Here is a 13,239-nt window from a genome sequence, read left to right as displayed (position 1 = left end):
CGTTTTTCCGGCGCGTTCGAGGAACGCGCGGTGGGTGAAAACCGTGCGGTGCGAGGAAAAAATGTCAGGGCCGGACGGGGGCGACCTCGGCTGTGACGTCCTGGGCGAGCAGCTGCAGCGCGTGCGCCGACGCCGAATCCGGCTCCGCCGTGGCGACCACGATCCGCTGCCCCTGCTCGGTGTGCAGGGTCTGCTGGGTGAGCGTCATGGCGCCCACGATCGCGTGGTGCATCTCGTAGACGCCGACGTCGCAGGCGCGTACGCGGTGGTCCGACCACAGCGCGGCGAACTCCGGGCTCTTCATCGACAGCTCGCCGATCAGCGACGCCAGCAGCGGGTCGTCGGGGTGCTGCCCGGCCGCCAGCCGCAGGTTGCCGACGACGTCGCGGGCCTTCGCTGCCCAGCCGGGGTACAGCTCGCGGGTGTGCGCGTCGGTGAACACCAGCCGCGTCATGTTGGGGCGCGCGCCCTTGTCCTCCGGCGAGCCGAATCCGAGGTGCCCGGCGTGGAGCGCGTGCCCGGTCCGGGTCCAGGCGAGGACGTCGCCGCGCCGGCCGAGCACGACGACCGGCACGTCCCCGAGCGCGGCCATCAGCTGGCGCGTCGCCGGGGTGAGCCGCTCGGGCGCCGGCCGGCGGCTCCCCGCCCGGCGACGGGGCCCGGCCAGGTTGTGCAGGTGCCGGCGTTCGGTGTCGTCCAGCGCGAGCGCCCCGGCGATCGCGTCGAGCACCTCGGCGGAGGCGTTGAGGGAGTAGCCCTGCTCGAGCCGCGCGTAGTACGACGCGCTCACGCCGGCCAGCAGCGCGAGCTCCTCCCGGCGCAGGCCCGGCACCCGCCGCCGGTCGCCGTGCTCGGCCAGCCCGACGTCCTCGGGCCGCAGCCGGGCGCGCCGGGTCTGCAGGAACTCACCGAGCTGCCGTCGTCCGTCCATGGCTCCAGTGTCGAGCCTGGGGCGAACCCGAGCCACACCCTGGCACGGGGACCCTTGTGCATCGCCCGGCGTTCAGGTATCCAATCAAGCATCACACTTATGTCACTGGTTCATGTACGTGAACGGAGTAGCAGTGTTGCCACTCGGAAACCTTCGCCGCCTCGGTGTCCTGGCCGTGGTGACGGCGACCCTCGGCGGGTCGCTGTCCGGAGTCGCGTCGGCCGGCCCGGCCACGACGGCGGGGCTGTGCTCGCTGCCCGGGATCGAACGGCTTTGCCCGCCCAAGACCGTCGTGCTCGACGGGAACCGGCTCCTGCTGAACAAACTCGCCCTGCTGCTCGGGGACAAGACCGTCAAGACGTCGCTCGGGAACCTCGTCGAGCAGGCCGACGTCGCGGTCGAGGACGGCCCGTGGACCGTCGCCGACAAGGAGCGGGTGCCGCCCAGTGGCGACAAGCACGACTACCTGAGCCTCGCGCCGTACTGGTGGCCCAGCCAGCCTAAGACCGCGGCGAACCCGCTCGGCTGCCCGTACGTCCAGCGGGACGGCGTGCTCAACCCCGAGACCACGGCCGTGTCCGACAAGGCCGAGCGGCTCAAGGCGTTCAGCTCGATCTACCGGCTGTCGCTGGCCTGGTACTACACCGGCAAAGCCGACTACGCGCGGCGCGCGGCGCTCGACCTGCGTACCTGGTTCCTCGACGCCGCCACGAAGATGAACCCGAACCTGAACTTCGCGCAGGGCATCCCGTGCAAGAACGACGGCCGCGGGATCGGCATCATCGAGTTCTCCTACACCTTCACCCAGGTGCTCGACGCCGCCGCGATCCTGAGCACCGGCGCGCCGGGCTGGTCGAAGGCCGACGAAAGCGCGTTCAAGGGCTGGTCGGGTGACTTCCTGACCTGGCTGCGCACCAGCAAGTACGGCCAGGACGAGGCCGCGGCCCAGAACAACCACGGCACGTTCATGGACGTGCTGACCGCCGGGATCGCGCTCTACACCGGGCAGAGCGGCGTCACCGAGGACATCCTCGAGAAGGCCAAGGCGGGCCGGATCGACCACCGGATCGCCGCCGACGGCAGCCAGCCGGAGGAGGTGGCGCGCACCCGCACGTTCCACTACTCGACGTTCAACCTGGTCGCGCTGACCCGGCTCGCGCAGATCGGCAGCCACGCCGGCGTCGACCTGTGGGGCTACCGGAACCCGCAGGGCGCCGGCATCACCAAGGCTGTCGACTTCCTGCTCCCGGCGGCCACCGGCGGCGCCGGGCAGTGGCACTACCCGGACCTGAACTTCACCCAGTACGCGGCCCTGGACAGCGTCCACGCCGCCGCGGACGCCGGTGACCGCCTGGCCCGGGCCGCGCTCCCGCGGGTCCCGGCGCCGCCGGGCGGCGACCTCTACCCGGTCCGGCCGGCGGCCGAGCAGCTCGACGACATCTCGACGACCGGCTGAGTCACCGGGGAAGCAGCTCGGTGATCGCCGCGGTGGGGACGAACTCGTCCGCCACCGCGGCGAGCGCCGGGTCGAGGGTGACGAACCGGTCGGCCTGCAGCTTCGCGACGGCCAGGTACTCGGCCATCCCGATGCCGGGCCAGTCGAGCCGCGCGGCGATCTGCCACGCCGTCGAGCGCGAGACACGGTCGCCGAGCAGCCGGATCTTCAGGCCCGCCAGGCGTTCCAGCAGGGCCAAGCCGTCTTTCTCGGTGCGTTCGCCCCGGCGGACGCTCTCGTAGAGGTGCGCCATCGCGTGCGACCGCAGCACGCTCGGGGCGACGAGCCGGTGTTCCGGGGCCACCGCCACCCGGTCTTCGGCCAGGCGCAGCGCGGTCAGGGCGTCGATGCCGAAGCGGGTCATCCCGCCTCGCCCGGCCAGGCGTCGACGACCTCGACGTGCCGCGGCCCGCCCGAGCCCGCGAGGTCGCGGAACCACGCCGCGCACTCCGGCACCGAGCCGATGGTCCGGGCCGCTTCCTCCGCGTCGGCGCGGCTGCGCCCCAGGATGACGTCGAGCCGGCCGCCGTCGTCCTCCCGGGTCAGGTACGCGGCGAGGCCGCCCGGGAGTCGGCGGCGCAGCGCGACCACCGTCGCCGGGCGTTCCGCCGGCAGCGCCGCTTCGGCGCCGTCGTGGATCGTGAAGCGGGCCGGTTCCATGGTCGTCACCGGGCCAGGGTAACCGGACAGGAATCGGACTGATCTCGCCGCGCGCGACTTCCGTCCGTTGACTTTCCTTGCCCCGAGCCGCTTCCCTGAGGTGCGGCGCCCCGGTCGCGGGGTGCCTGGCTTCGGCTGGAGGAGCACTTCATGGCCCGGGTCGCCCGCTTGCTCGTCGTCCCGTTCCTCGTCCTCGCCGCGCTGGTCGTCCCGGCCACGGCGGCGTCGGCGGTGACCACCGACATCGCGGTGAACGGCGCCGCGCAGGGGAGGACCTTCGACGGCGCCGGGGCGATCAGCGGCGGCGGCGGGAACTCGCGGCTGCTCGTCGACTACCCGCCCGCCCAGCGCGCGCAGATCCTCGACTACCTGTTCAAGCCCGGGTACGGCGCCGCGGTGCAGCTGCTGAAGCTGGAGATCGGCGGCGACGCGAACTCCACCGACGGCGCCGAACCCAGTCACGAGCACGTGCGCGGCGAGGTGAACTGCGACGTCGGCTACGAGTTCTGGCTGGGGGAGCAGGCCGTCGCCCGCAACCCCGGGATCAAGCTGGTCGCGCTGCCGTGGGCCGCGCCGGGCTGGATCGGCGGCGGGAACTTCTGGTCGCAGGACATGATCGACTACGACCTCTCGTGGCTCGGCTGCGCGAAGCAGCACGGCCTGACCATCGGCTACCTCGGCGGCTGGAACGAGCGCGGGCACGACACGATCTGGTACAAGAACCTGCGCGCCGCCCTGGATTCCCACGGTTACGGCGCGGTGCAGATCGTCGGTGACGACACCGGCTGGAACACCGCGGACGACATGCTGGCCGATCCGGCGTTCGGGCGCGCGGTCGGCGTCGTCGGCTCGCACTACCCGTGCGGTTACCTGTCCGACGCGACGTCGTGCGCGTCGTCGGCCAACGCCGTGGCGACCGGGAAACCCTTGTGGGCCAGTGAGTTCGGCTCACAGGACGACAACGCGGGCGCGGTCCCGCTGATCCGCAGCATCACCCGGGGCTACCTCGACGGGCAGCTGACGGGGTTCATGAACTGGCCCCTGCTCGCCGCCATCACCCCGAACCTGCCCTACAGCACGGTCGGGCTGGCGGTGGCCGGGTCGCCGTGGTCGGGGTCCTACCAGCTCGGCAAGAGCCTGTGGGCCACCGCGCAGGTCACGCAGTTCACCCAGCCCGGCTGGAAGTTCCTCACCGGCAGCGCGAGCGGCTACCTCGGCGGCAACCGGGCGAACGGCAGCTACGTCAGCCTGAAATCCGCCACGGGCACGGACTACTCGACGATCTACGAGACCACCGGCGCCACGGCCGCGCAGACGGTGAACGTCAAGGTCTCCGGCGGGCTCGGCACCGGGACGGCGCACGTCTGGTCGACCGACCTCGGCGGTGCGGACTCCTTGGTGCGGCAGGCCGACGTCACGCCGCAGGGCGGCGCGTACTCCCTGACGCTGCAGCCCGGCCGGATCTACTCCGTCACCACGACGTCCGGCCAGGGCAAGGGCACCGCCGCCGGCCCGGCCGAGCACGCGCTGGCGCTGCCGTACTCCGACAACTTCGACGCCTACCCGAGCCGCGCCGAGGCGAAGTACTTCGCCGACATGCAGGGCTCCTACGAAGCTCGCCCGTGCGCGGCGGGCCGGACCGGCCAGTGCCTGCAGCAGGTCGCGCCGGTGAAGCCGATCGAGTGGCAGGACGACAGCGACGCCTACGGCCTGCTCGGCGACCCGGCCTGGCGGGACTACACCGTCAGCGTCGACGTCGATCTGCAGCAGGCCGGCACGGTCACGCTGCTCGGCCGGGCCAACACCCAGACTCGGCCGCAGAGCCGCCAGGCCGCCTACCAGCTGCGCCTGGACGACCTGGGCCGGTGGGCGATCGCGAAGAACAGCAGCGGCGGCGTCCTGACGACGCTGGCGTCCGGCACGGCGACCGCGCCCGGGCTGAACACCTGGCACCGGCTCGGGCTGGGCTTCTCCGGCAACAGCGTCACCGCGACCCTCGACGGCGCCCGGCTCGGCGCGGTCACCGACACGTCGTTCACCGCCGGCCAGGTCGGCCTCGGCGTCGCCGGCTACCAGACCACGATGTTCGACAACCTTTCCGTGGTCGCGGCGCCGCCCGGGAACCTCGGCGGTGTCCTCAAAGGACGGGAGTCCGGGCTCTGCGCCGACGTCCCGGCGCTGAGCCAGGCCAACGGCACCGCCATCACGCTGTGGGACTGCAACGGCGGCGCGAACCAGCAGTGGACGGCCACCCCGTCCGGGCAGCTGACCGTCTACGGCGGCAAGTGCCTCGACGCGGCCGACAGCACCGCGGTCCGCATCCAGGACTGCGCGGGCACGCCTGCCCAGAGCTGGCGGCTCGACCCCGACGGCAGCGTGGTGAACACCGGCAACGGCACCTGCCTGGACGCCGTCGCGCACGGGACGTCGCCGGGCACCGCGCTCACCACCTGGGCCTGCAACGGCGGCCTCAACCAGCGCTGGGACCGCGGCGCGAGCACCGGCGTCCTCAAGGGGCAGGCGTCGGGGCGCTGCGCCGACGTGCCCGCCGCGGACCAGACGAACGGCACCCGCCCGGCCCTGTGGGACTGCAACGGCGGCGGCAACCAGGCCTGGACGTCCACCACGACCGGCCGGCTGACGGTCTTCGACACGAAGTGCCTGGACGTCGTCGGCGGCGGGACCGCGGACGCCACCCCGGTGCAGATCTGGGACTGCACGGGCGTTCCCGGCCAGCAGTGGCGGGTCCGCTCCGACGGCACGGTGGTCGGCGCGGGTTCGGGGAAGTGCCTGGACGTCGCGGGCGGCGCGACGGCGTCGAGCAGCCCGCTCGTCATCGCGGCGTGCTCGGGCGCCGGCAGCCAGCGGTGGTCCCGCGGCTGAGCCGGGTGTCCGCAAAGTTGTCTGGACCAAAAACGGGACAATCTGTTGACAGTCCCCCGGTTCGGGGCTCAACCTGAAACCGGTTCACCGCCGGGCCCGGGCGGGTTCTCCCTGCTCTCAGTGATCTTCACGCGGATCCCGTGTTCAGCGAGGAGTTCGTCATGCCCGGTATCTGGATTTCCGCTGCCCTCACCGCCGCCGCGCTCGTGGCCCCGGCCGCGACGCCACCCCCGTCCGCCACGCCGTCGACCGCGCTGGCCACCATCTGCAACAAGTACTGTGACGCCGCCGATCCGGCGAGTTCGCCCGGCGACCGCCGTCCGGTGAGCTCGACGCTGTTCTCGCGGACGATCGCGCTGCACTTCGACGACTCGGACGCGATGGGCTGGGCCTCGATCGAGAACGGCAGCCCCGGTGACGAGGTGTGGCTCGACCGCTCCTTCGACGGCGGCCGGTCGTGGGCCTCGGGCAGCCGGCTCGGAGCCACCGCCGTCCCCGCGAACAACCGCGGCTGGCGCACCCTGATGTACAACGTGGACGACTGGAACAACACCGGCGTCGGCGCGCTGCGGGCGTGCGGGAAAGCCGTCGACCGCGCGGACATCGCGTGCACGACGTGGGCGCGGACCACCTGGAACGCCGGCGAGCGCCGGACGGCCGCGGCCACCGCGGAGATGATGTTCTACAACAACTCCACGGGCTTGTTCGACACGACCGGCTGGTGGAACTCGGCGAACGCGCTCACCGCGGTGATCCGCAACGTCCAGGTCACCGGCATGCCCAGCTACCGCTACGCCATCGCGCGCACCTACGACAAGAACATCAATGCGGCGCAGGGGCAGTTCCGCAACGAGTACATCGACGACACCGGCTGGTGGGGCCTGGCCTGGGTGCTGGCCTACGACGTCACCGGCGACAGCCGCTACCTGAACACCGCCCGCGCCGACGCCGACCACATGGCGGCCTACTGGGACGGCACGTGCGGCGGCGGAGTCTGGTGGAGCACGGCGAAGACGTACAAGAACGCGATCGCCAACTCCCTCTACATCCAGCTCAGCGCGGCGCTGCACAACCGGATCTCCGGCGACAGCACGTACTTGAACCGGGCGAAGAGCGGCTGGACGTGGTTTCAGGGCACCGGCATGGTGAACGGCTCGTCGCTGGTCAACGACGGCATCGACCTGGGCAGCTGCCGCAACAACGGCAGCACGGTCTGGTCGTACAACCAGGGCGTGCTGATCAACGCGCTGACCGAGCTGAACCGCGCGACGGGCGACGCGGGCCTCCTCACGACGGCCCGCCGGCTGGGCGACGCCAACATCACGTCGACGTCGCTCAACACCGCGGACGGCATCCTGCGCGACCCGTGCGAAAACGGCGACTGCGGCGGCGACGGCCCGTCCTTCAAGGGCGCGGACGCCCGCGGCCTGGCGGCGCTGAACGCGGCGCTGAGCGACCACCCGTACACGACTTACCTGCGCCGCCAGGCGGATCGGGCGTATTCGGCGGACCGCAACGCCTTGGACCAGTATGGCCTGCGCTGGTACGGCCCCCTGGACAAGATCGACGCGGCCCGCCAGCAGAGCGCCCTGGACCTGCTCAACGCGGCCTCCTGACGATCAGGCGGCCAAGACCGGCGGTGCCAGCGCTTCCCGCAGCCGCTGAACGTGCGAAAGCGGGGACTCCAGCAACGGCGAGCGCACGGCCGGGCTCGGGATGATCCCGAGTTCGGCCAGCGCGGCCTTCGCCATGATCGCCCCCTGGGACGTGCGCATGATGGCCTCCGCCAACGGAAGCAGCGATCCCTGGATCGCCCGGGCCGACTCCAGATCGCCGCGGAGGACGGCGTCGATCAGGGCCGCGTTGCGGTCCGCGAACGCGTTGCCCACCACGCTCACCACCCCCGCCGCGCCGGCAGCGAGGTACGGCAGGTTCAGCTCGTCGATGCCGCAGTAGTAGGCCAGCGACGTGCGGGACATGACCGTCATCGCCTCGAACAGGTCGCCCTTCGCGTCCTTCACGGCCTGGATGCGGGGATGCCCGGCCAGTTCGATCAACGTCGGCACCTCCAGCGCGACGCCGGTGCGCGCGGGGACGTCGTAGAGCATCACCGGCAGCGGGGTCGCGTCGGCGACCGCGGCGCAGTGGGCGATGATCCCGGCCTGGGTCGGCCGCGAGTAGTACGGGCAGACCAGCAGCAGCGCGTCCGCGCCGGCGGCCTCGGCTTCGCGGGCGCGGCGGACGCTGGTGACCGTGTCGTACGTGCCGATCCCGGCGATCACCCGGGCCCGGCCCGCCGACCGGGCGGCGACGTCGCGGACGAGCCCGGCCGCCTCGGCGTCGGTCAGGGTGGGGGACTCGCCGGTGGTCCCGCCGACGACGAGGCCGTCGCAGCCGGTGGCCAGCAGGTGGTCGACCAGGCCGGCGAGCCCGGGTTCACTGAGCGTGCCGTCGGGGTGCATCGGGGTCACCATGGCGACGAGGTTGGTGCCGAAGGGCGTCATGGATCCGAGCCTGCCGCGCCCGAATGCCGGGGTCCAGCGATGCTTTCTTGCCCATATTGCGTAGGGTGGCTTCATGATCGACGTCGGGGCGTTGCGGGCATTGCGGTCGGTGGCGGCACTCGGGACGCTCGCGCGCGCGGCCGACGAGCTGGGTTTCACGGCCTCGGCCGTGTCGCAGCAGCTCAAGCGGCTGGAACGGCAGCTCGGCGTGCCGGTGCTCGCCCCGGCCGGCCGCGGGGTCGTGCTCACCCCGGCCGGGCAGGCGCTCGTCGACTCGGCGCCCGCGGTGTTCCAGGCCCTCGAACGCTGCGCCGAGGCCGCCCAGTCGGTCTCCGGCGGCGCGCCCCGCGGCGTGCTGCGCGTGGTCGCCTTCTCGACCGGCATCCGCGGGCTGCTCGCACCGGCCCTGCGGCGGCTGGCCGAGCGCTGCCCGGACCTGCGCGTCCGGATCACCGAGCAGGACCCCGGCGAAGCGCTGCACAGCGTCGACGCCGGGACCGCCGACCTCGCCCTCATCCACGACGCCGACGGCCTGCCCGTCCCGCTGCCGCCGTCCCTGACCCGGCGGCACCTGCACACCGACGTCGGCGACGTCGTCCTGAGCGGAACGCACCCGCTCGCGACGCTCGAAGGGACGCTCGACGACGCCGACCTCGCCGGGCACGCGTGGGTGACCAGCCCGCCCGGCACCGTGTGCCACCAGTGGTTCCGCCGGCTCGTGCCCGGCGACCCCGACGTGCGGCACCTCGTCGACGATTTCGCCACGCAGCTGTCCCTCGCCGCCGCCGGTGACGTCCTCGCGCTGATTCCCCGGCTGGCTCGCCCGCCGCTGGGGGACGGGCTCGTCTCGCGACCGCTGCGCCGGCCCCCGAAACGCGAGGTCCACGCGGCGTGGCGGCACAGCGCCGACGCCAGCCCGGCGATCCGGGCCGTGCTCGCGGAACTGTCCACAAGGGACAAGTAACGTGACTCGACGCGCGCCGGGCCCCCGGGGCGGACATCATGGGTCCATGACCGGTTCCCCGCCCGAGGATCGCCCTGGGCCCGGCATCATCGGGCGCAGGCTCGTGCAGTTCTTCCTGGACGAGATGCTCGTGTTCGTGCCGATGCTGCTGCTCGCCGTGCTGGTGGTGCTGCTGTTCCACCCGAGCGGCCTGGTGCCGCTGCTGACGTTCCTCAAGGTCGTCGTCTACACGATGCTGGCCCTGGATCTCGTCGGGCTGTGGTTCGTCACGACGTGGTGGCCCTACCGGCACGGCGGCCAGACGCCGGCGATGCGCTGGCTGCGGCTGCGCGTCGTCCTGCTCGACGGCTCGCACCCGCCGCTGCGGTTGTTCCTGGTGCGCCAGGTGCTGATGCTCATCGACGGTTTCGCCTGGGGCCTCGCCGGGGTCGTGGTGATGCTGTTCACCCGCCGCCGCCAGCGGTTCGGCGACGTCGTGGCGCGCACGGTCGTCGTCCGGGTCCCCAAGCGCGGCTCAACGGACTCAGTGGACTCAACGGACTCAACGGACTCGGTGGACCAGGCCGACTCAGTGGACGAGGCCGCTTTCCCAGGCCCAGATGGCTATCTCGGTGCGGTTGCGGGCCCCGAGCTTGCGCTTGGCCGCGCCGATGTGCGTCTTGACGGTGGGCAGCGAAACCACGAGTGAGCGGCAGATCTCGTCGTTCGTGGCGCCGCGGGCGATCGCGCGGACGACGTCGAGTTCGCGCGGCGTCAGCGGGCTTTCGGGCGCGGTGGCGCGCCGGGGATCGCGCCGCGAGTAGTGCGCCAGCAGCCGGGTCGTGATCGCCGGCGACACGAGCGCTTCGCCGTGGGCGGCCGCGTGCACCGCTTCGATGAGCAGGTTCGGCCCGGCGTCCTTGAGCAGGAAGCCGCACGCGCCGGCGCGCAACGCCGCGTGGACGTTCTCGTCGAGGCCGAACGTCGTGACCATGACGACGTGCAGCGGATCGGGCACGTCCGGGCCGGCGAGCAGTTCCGTCGCGCGCAGCCCGTCGACGCCGGGCATCCGGATGTCCATCAGGGTCACGTCCGGGCGCAGTTCCCGGGCCGCGCGCACGGCTTGTTCGCCGTCGGCGGCCTCCCCGACGACCTCGATGTCCGGTTCGCCTTCGAGGATCAGGCGGAATCCCGCGCGGACCATCGCCTGGTCGTCGGCGATCAACACTCGGGTGGGCAAGCGGTTCCCTCCTCAGCCGGGGTCGAGCGGCAGCCGCGCGGCCACCCGCCAGCGCTGCCCGGCAGCCGGTCCGGCCTGCACCGTACCGCCCACCGCCGCCACCCGCTCGGCCATCCCGAGCAGGCCGTAACCGCCGCGGCGGGCGGGCCGCGCGGCGCCGTCGTTGACGACCTCGACCCGCAGCTCACCGTGGGGTTCGTGGCGCACGAGCACCCGGACCTCGGCGGCGTCGGGCGCGTGCCGGCGGACGTTGGTGAGCGATTCGGTGAGCAGCCGGTGCGTGGTCGTCACGACTTCGGGCGTCACCGGGAGGACGGCGAGGTCGTCGCTGACGTCGAGGTGGATGCGGGTGTCGTCGGGCACCGCGCGGTCGACGGCGGTGGCGAGGTCGGCGGGCGGGACGAAGAGGTCTTCGCCGTCGGTCCGCAGCGCGCCGACGAGCCGGCGCATCGCGGAAAGCGCGGCCGCACCGGCGGTTTCGAGCTCGGCGAACGTCGCGGTGTCGCCGCCGCCGCGTTCGGCGACCCGGTGCGCGGCCTGGACGCGCACGACGATGCCGGTGATCTGGTGGGCGACCAGGTCGTGCAGCTCGCGGGCCAGCCGAAGTCGTTCGGTGGTGCGGATTTCCAGGACGTCGGCGCGGCCCCGGACCTCGGCGTCGCGCAGGATCAGCCCGACGGCCAGCGCGCCGCCCCAGAGCAGCGCGGCCCCGGCGGCGAAGAGCGCGGCCGGGGTTTCGGCGCCGTAGCGCAGGATCGGCGCGAGCGTGGTGGCGGCGCCGCCGAGGATTGCCAATGTCACAGCCGCCTTCGGGGCGAGCCGGTGGCAGCAGGCCCCGACCATGAGCGCGATGGCGAGGGCTTCGGCCACGCTGGGCTGGGGCGGGAGCTGTTCCCCGGCGGCGGCGATGCCGGCGGAGATCGCCGTGCCCAGCAGGGAAAGCCCGCACACGGCGGCGGCCAGCGCGGCGGTGTGGTCGGGGAACCGCCGGCGCAGCACGGCCAGCACCGCGACGACCGGGCCGAGCCCGGGCGTGAACTCCAGCGCGATCGTGGCGAGCTGACCCTGCGCCGGCCCGGACCGGACGGCGAGGATCATGTCGAGCACCACCAGCGCGCCGAGGACGACCGACTCGGCCACCAGCGGCCCGCGCCGGCCCGGCAGGAGGATCACGTGCTTCCCTCGGGAGTCATCTCCCGATCGTGCCTCACCGGAAGACGGCGCGCTTCGCCACGACGAGATCTCATCCCCAGGTACGAGACGGCGGGCTGATCTCGTACCGCCGGCTGATCGCTTTCCCGCCGATCCCCACCAGACTCGGGACGGAAGACGAGGCGAGACGGAGGGAATCCGATGCAGGAAACCGCGTTCGTACCCGGCCCGCGGCCCGTGAACGGGAAGATCACCGGCTTACCGGGCTGGTACTTCCTGCTGGTCGGCCTGCTGGTGGCCAGCAACGACCTGACCCAGCAGTTCGCGGACCGCTATTCGTGGGTCGCAGTGCTGCCGCTGGTGCTGGTGGCCGTGCACGTCGTCCTGTGGTTCACGATGCTTTCCCGGCGCCGCCGGTACTTGCGGGCCGTGTGGCGCAGCAAGCAGGCGCTCGGCCTGGTCGCGCTGCTGTTCGCGGCGCGGCTGCTGCTCCAGCTGGGGCTGACCGCGCTGACCGACCGCGTGGCGCCGTTGCACAGCTACACGCACCTGATCCTCGGGCTGACCATGCTGGTGCTGACCACCGCCGGGGCCTGGTTCGACCAGTGGCTCGTGCTGCGGGTGGTCAACAAGCAGCAACACCCCGGTTTCTGAGCGTCAGATCTTCCGGAACCGGGCGTCGAAGAGCGCGAACACCCCGAAGGCGGCGATCCCCGCGGCGAGGACGAGCAGCAGTGGCTGCCCGTAGGGCTGCACGGCCAGCGTCTTCAACGCGGGGTCCAGGCCGGCGGCCTTCGCCGGGTCGTAGTTCACGGCGGCCAGCACGAACATCACGCCCACCGCGGCGTAGGCCACCGCGACGGCGCACCAGCCGATCTGGCCCAGCCGCTCGGTCGAGCGCCGGACCGTGCGGGGTGCCTTGCCGAACTCCAGCTCGCGCAGGAACGTCTTGCGGACGCCCCGGTGCACGAGGAAGGCCGCGACGCCGATCACCGCGATCCCGGCCGCGACCACGACGACCGCGCCCCACGGCTGCGCGAGCAGGCCGGCGACCAGGGACTTGCCCTGGCTCGGCGCCCCGAGGGCGGTCTTGCCGGCGCTGTAGGCGACGAGGCCGTACAGCACGACCTCGATCCCGCTGGTCACCCGCCGCAGCACGCGGCGGCGGGGCGGGGCGTGCCGGTGGCCGGTGAGGACCTCGGTCACCTGCCAGAGCGCAAGCACGGTCGTGCCCGCGGTGACCAGCCACAACAGCCAGACGCCGGTACCCTCGGCGACGAGCTGGAGGGCGCCGGCCTTGTCGGCCTTTTCGTTGTCGCCCAGGGCGACCTGGGCGGCCAGCCAGGCCACGACGAGGTGCACGATCGCGTAGCACGTGAGCCCGATCCGGGCGATCAGGGTGAAACCTTTGAAATCGGGCATTCGCCGATC

The 13,239-nt window shown here is 72.5% G+C and carries 13 protein-coding genes; 6 read left to right on the top strand and 7 right to left on the bottom strand.

Features of this window, described 5'->3' with window-relative positions; genetic code table 11:
- Positions 1–64: 64 nt before the first annotated feature.
- A complete protein-coding gene (locus OHS18_RS17260; RefSeq protein ID WP_328617725.1) occupies positions 65–931 on the bottom strand; it encodes a helix-turn-helix domain-containing protein in 867 nt (288 codons plus the stop codon).
- Between the two features lie 133 nt (positions 932–1,064).
- Here OHS18_RS17260 and OHS18_RS17255 point away from each other — a divergent pair, with 133 nt between their 5' ends.
- Positions 1,065–2,387 carry an alginate lyase family protein gene (locus tag OHS18_RS17255; protein ID WP_328617724.1) on the top strand — a complete coding sequence of 441 codons (1,323 nt, stop codon included), beginning with the start codon at positions 1,065–1,067 and terminating at the stop codon, positions 2,385–2,387.
- 1 nt (position 2,388) lies between these two features.
- Here the strand turns inward: OHS18_RS17255 and OHS18_RS17250 are convergent, their stop codons facing one another.
- Together OHS18_RS17250 and OHS18_RS17245 are read right to left on the bottom strand one after the other, a co-directional pair.
- Positions 2,389–2,790 carry a hypothetical protein gene (locus tag OHS18_RS17250; RefSeq protein WP_328617723.1) on the bottom strand — a complete coding sequence of 134 codons (402 nt, stop codon included), beginning with the start codon at positions 2,788–2,790 and terminating at the stop codon, positions 2,389–2,391.
- On the bottom strand, positions 2,787–3,095 hold the full coding sequence (locus tag OHS18_RS17245) for a hypothetical protein (RefSeq protein WP_328617722.1): 309 nt from the start codon (positions 3,093–3,095) through the stop codon (positions 2,787–2,789). Before OHS18_RS17245 ends, OHS18_RS17250 begins: the two co-directional genes overlap by 4 nt.
- 141 nt (positions 3,096–3,236) lie before the next feature.
- Between OHS18_RS17245 and OHS18_RS17240 the strand changes: the two genes are divergently transcribed.
- The gene (locus tag OHS18_RS17240) at positions 3,237–5,969 is read left to right on the top strand and encodes a ricin-type beta-trefoil lectin domain protein (protein ID WP_328617721.1); all 2,733 of its coding nucleotides are present in this window, start codon (positions 3,237–3,239) and stop codon (positions 5,967–5,969) included.
- Between the two features lie 161 nt (positions 5,970–6,130).
- Positions 6,131–7,585 (top strand): glycoside hydrolase family 76 protein, encoded by a 1,455-nt coding sequence (locus OHS18_RS17235; RefSeq protein WP_328451392.1) that lies wholly within the window; start codon positions 6,131–6,133, stop codon positions 7,583–7,585.
- 3 nt (positions 7,586–7,588) lie between these two features.
- Here OHS18_RS17235 and dapA read toward each other — a convergent pair whose 3' ends face one another.
- Entirely contained in the window at positions 7,589–8,473 is an 885-nt protein-coding gene (gene dapA, locus OHS18_RS17230) for a 4-hydroxy-tetrahydrodipicolinate synthase (protein ID WP_328617720.1), read from the bottom strand.
- A 73-nt stretch (positions 8,474–8,546) separates the two neighbouring features.
- On the opposite strand from dapA, the gene OHS18_RS17225 reads away from it, so the two are divergent.
- Both OHS18_RS17225 and OHS18_RS17220 read left to right on the top strand, forming a co-directional pair.
- Positions 8,547–9,437, top strand: coding sequence for a LysR family transcriptional regulator (locus OHS18_RS17225; RefSeq protein ID WP_328617719.1), 891 nt, complete (start codon positions 8,547–8,549; stop codon positions 9,435–9,437).
- 46 nt (positions 9,438–9,483) lie between these two features.
- Complete coding sequence (locus tag OHS18_RS17220; protein ID WP_328451398.1) at positions 9,484–10,125, top strand: RDD family protein; 642 nt, start codon at positions 9,484–9,486, stop codon at positions 10,123–10,125.
- On the opposite strand, the gene OHS18_RS17215 is transcribed toward OHS18_RS17220, so the two are convergent.
- Both OHS18_RS17215 and OHS18_RS17210 read right to left on the bottom strand, forming a co-directional pair.
- On the bottom strand, positions 10,006–10,656 hold the full coding sequence (locus tag OHS18_RS17215) for a response regulator transcription factor (protein ID WP_328451400.1): 651 nt from the start codon (positions 10,654–10,656) through the stop codon (positions 10,006–10,008). The genes OHS18_RS17220 and OHS18_RS17215 overlap by 120 nt on opposite strands.
- A gap of 12 nt (positions 10,657–10,668) precedes the next feature.
- On the bottom strand, positions 10,669–11,829 hold the full coding sequence (locus OHS18_RS17210; protein ID WP_328451402.1) for a sensor histidine kinase: 1,161 nt from the start codon (positions 11,827–11,829) through the stop codon (positions 10,669–10,671).
- Between the two features lie 180 nt (positions 11,830–12,009).
- On the opposite strand from OHS18_RS17210, the gene OHS18_RS17205 reads away from it, so the two are divergent.
- Entirely contained in the window at positions 12,010–12,462 is a 453-nt protein-coding gene (locus OHS18_RS17205; protein WP_328617718.1) for a hypothetical protein, read from the top strand.
- A 3-nt stretch (positions 12,463–12,465) separates the two neighbouring features.
- Here the strand turns inward: OHS18_RS17205 and OHS18_RS17200 are convergent, their stop codons facing one another.
- Entirely contained in the window at positions 12,466–13,230 is a 765-nt protein-coding gene (locus OHS18_RS17200; RefSeq protein WP_328451406.1) for a DUF1206 domain-containing protein, read from the bottom strand.
- Positions 13,231–13,239: the final 9 nt, after the last annotated feature.

The sequence above is a fragment of the Amycolatopsis sp. NBC_00355 genome, from assembly GCF_036104975.1.
In the GTDB taxonomy this organism is placed as follows: domain Bacteria; phylum Actinomycetota; class Actinomycetes; order Mycobacteriales; family Pseudonocardiaceae; genus Amycolatopsis.
The sequence above is the reverse complement of the archived record's forward strand: the minus strand, read 5'-3'. Positions and strand labels throughout refer to the sequence as shown.

Bases quoted from the DNA above. Each gene is read 5' to 3' on its own strand.
- OHS18_RS17200 (WP_328451406.1), bottom strand. From the start codon at position 13,230: ATGCCCGATTTCAAAGGTTTCACCCTGATCGCCCGGATCGGGCTCACG.
- dapA (WP_328617720.1), bottom strand. From the start codon at position 8,473: ATGACGCCCTTCGGCACCAACCTCGTCGCCATGGTGACCCCGATGCAC.
- OHS18_RS17225 (WP_328617719.1), top strand. From the start codon at position 8,547: ATGATCGACGTCGGGGCGTTGCGGGCATTGCGGTCGGTGGCGGCACTC.
- OHS18_RS17250 (WP_328617723.1), bottom strand. From the start codon at position 2,790: ATGACCCGCTTCGGCATCGACGCCCTGACCGCGCTGCGCCTGGCCGAA.
- OHS18_RS17235 (WP_328451392.1), top strand. From the start codon at position 6,131: ATGCCCGGTATCTGGATTTCCGCTGCCCTCACCGCCGCCGCGCTCGTG.
- OHS18_RS17260 (WP_328617725.1), bottom strand. From the start codon at position 931: ATGGACGGACGACGGCAGCTCGGTGAGTTCCTGCAGACCCGGCGCGCC.
- OHS18_RS17205 (WP_328617718.1), top strand. From the start codon at position 12,010: ATGCAGGAAACCGCGTTCGTACCCGGCCCGCGGCCCGTGAACGGGAAG.
- OHS18_RS17240 (WP_328617721.1), top strand. From the start codon at position 3,237: ATGGCCCGGGTCGCCCGCTTGCTCGTCGTCCCGTTCCTCGTCCTCGCC.
- OHS18_RS17220 (WP_328451398.1), top strand. From the start codon at position 9,484: ATGACCGGTTCCCCGCCCGAGGATCGCCCTGGGCCCGGCATCATCGGG.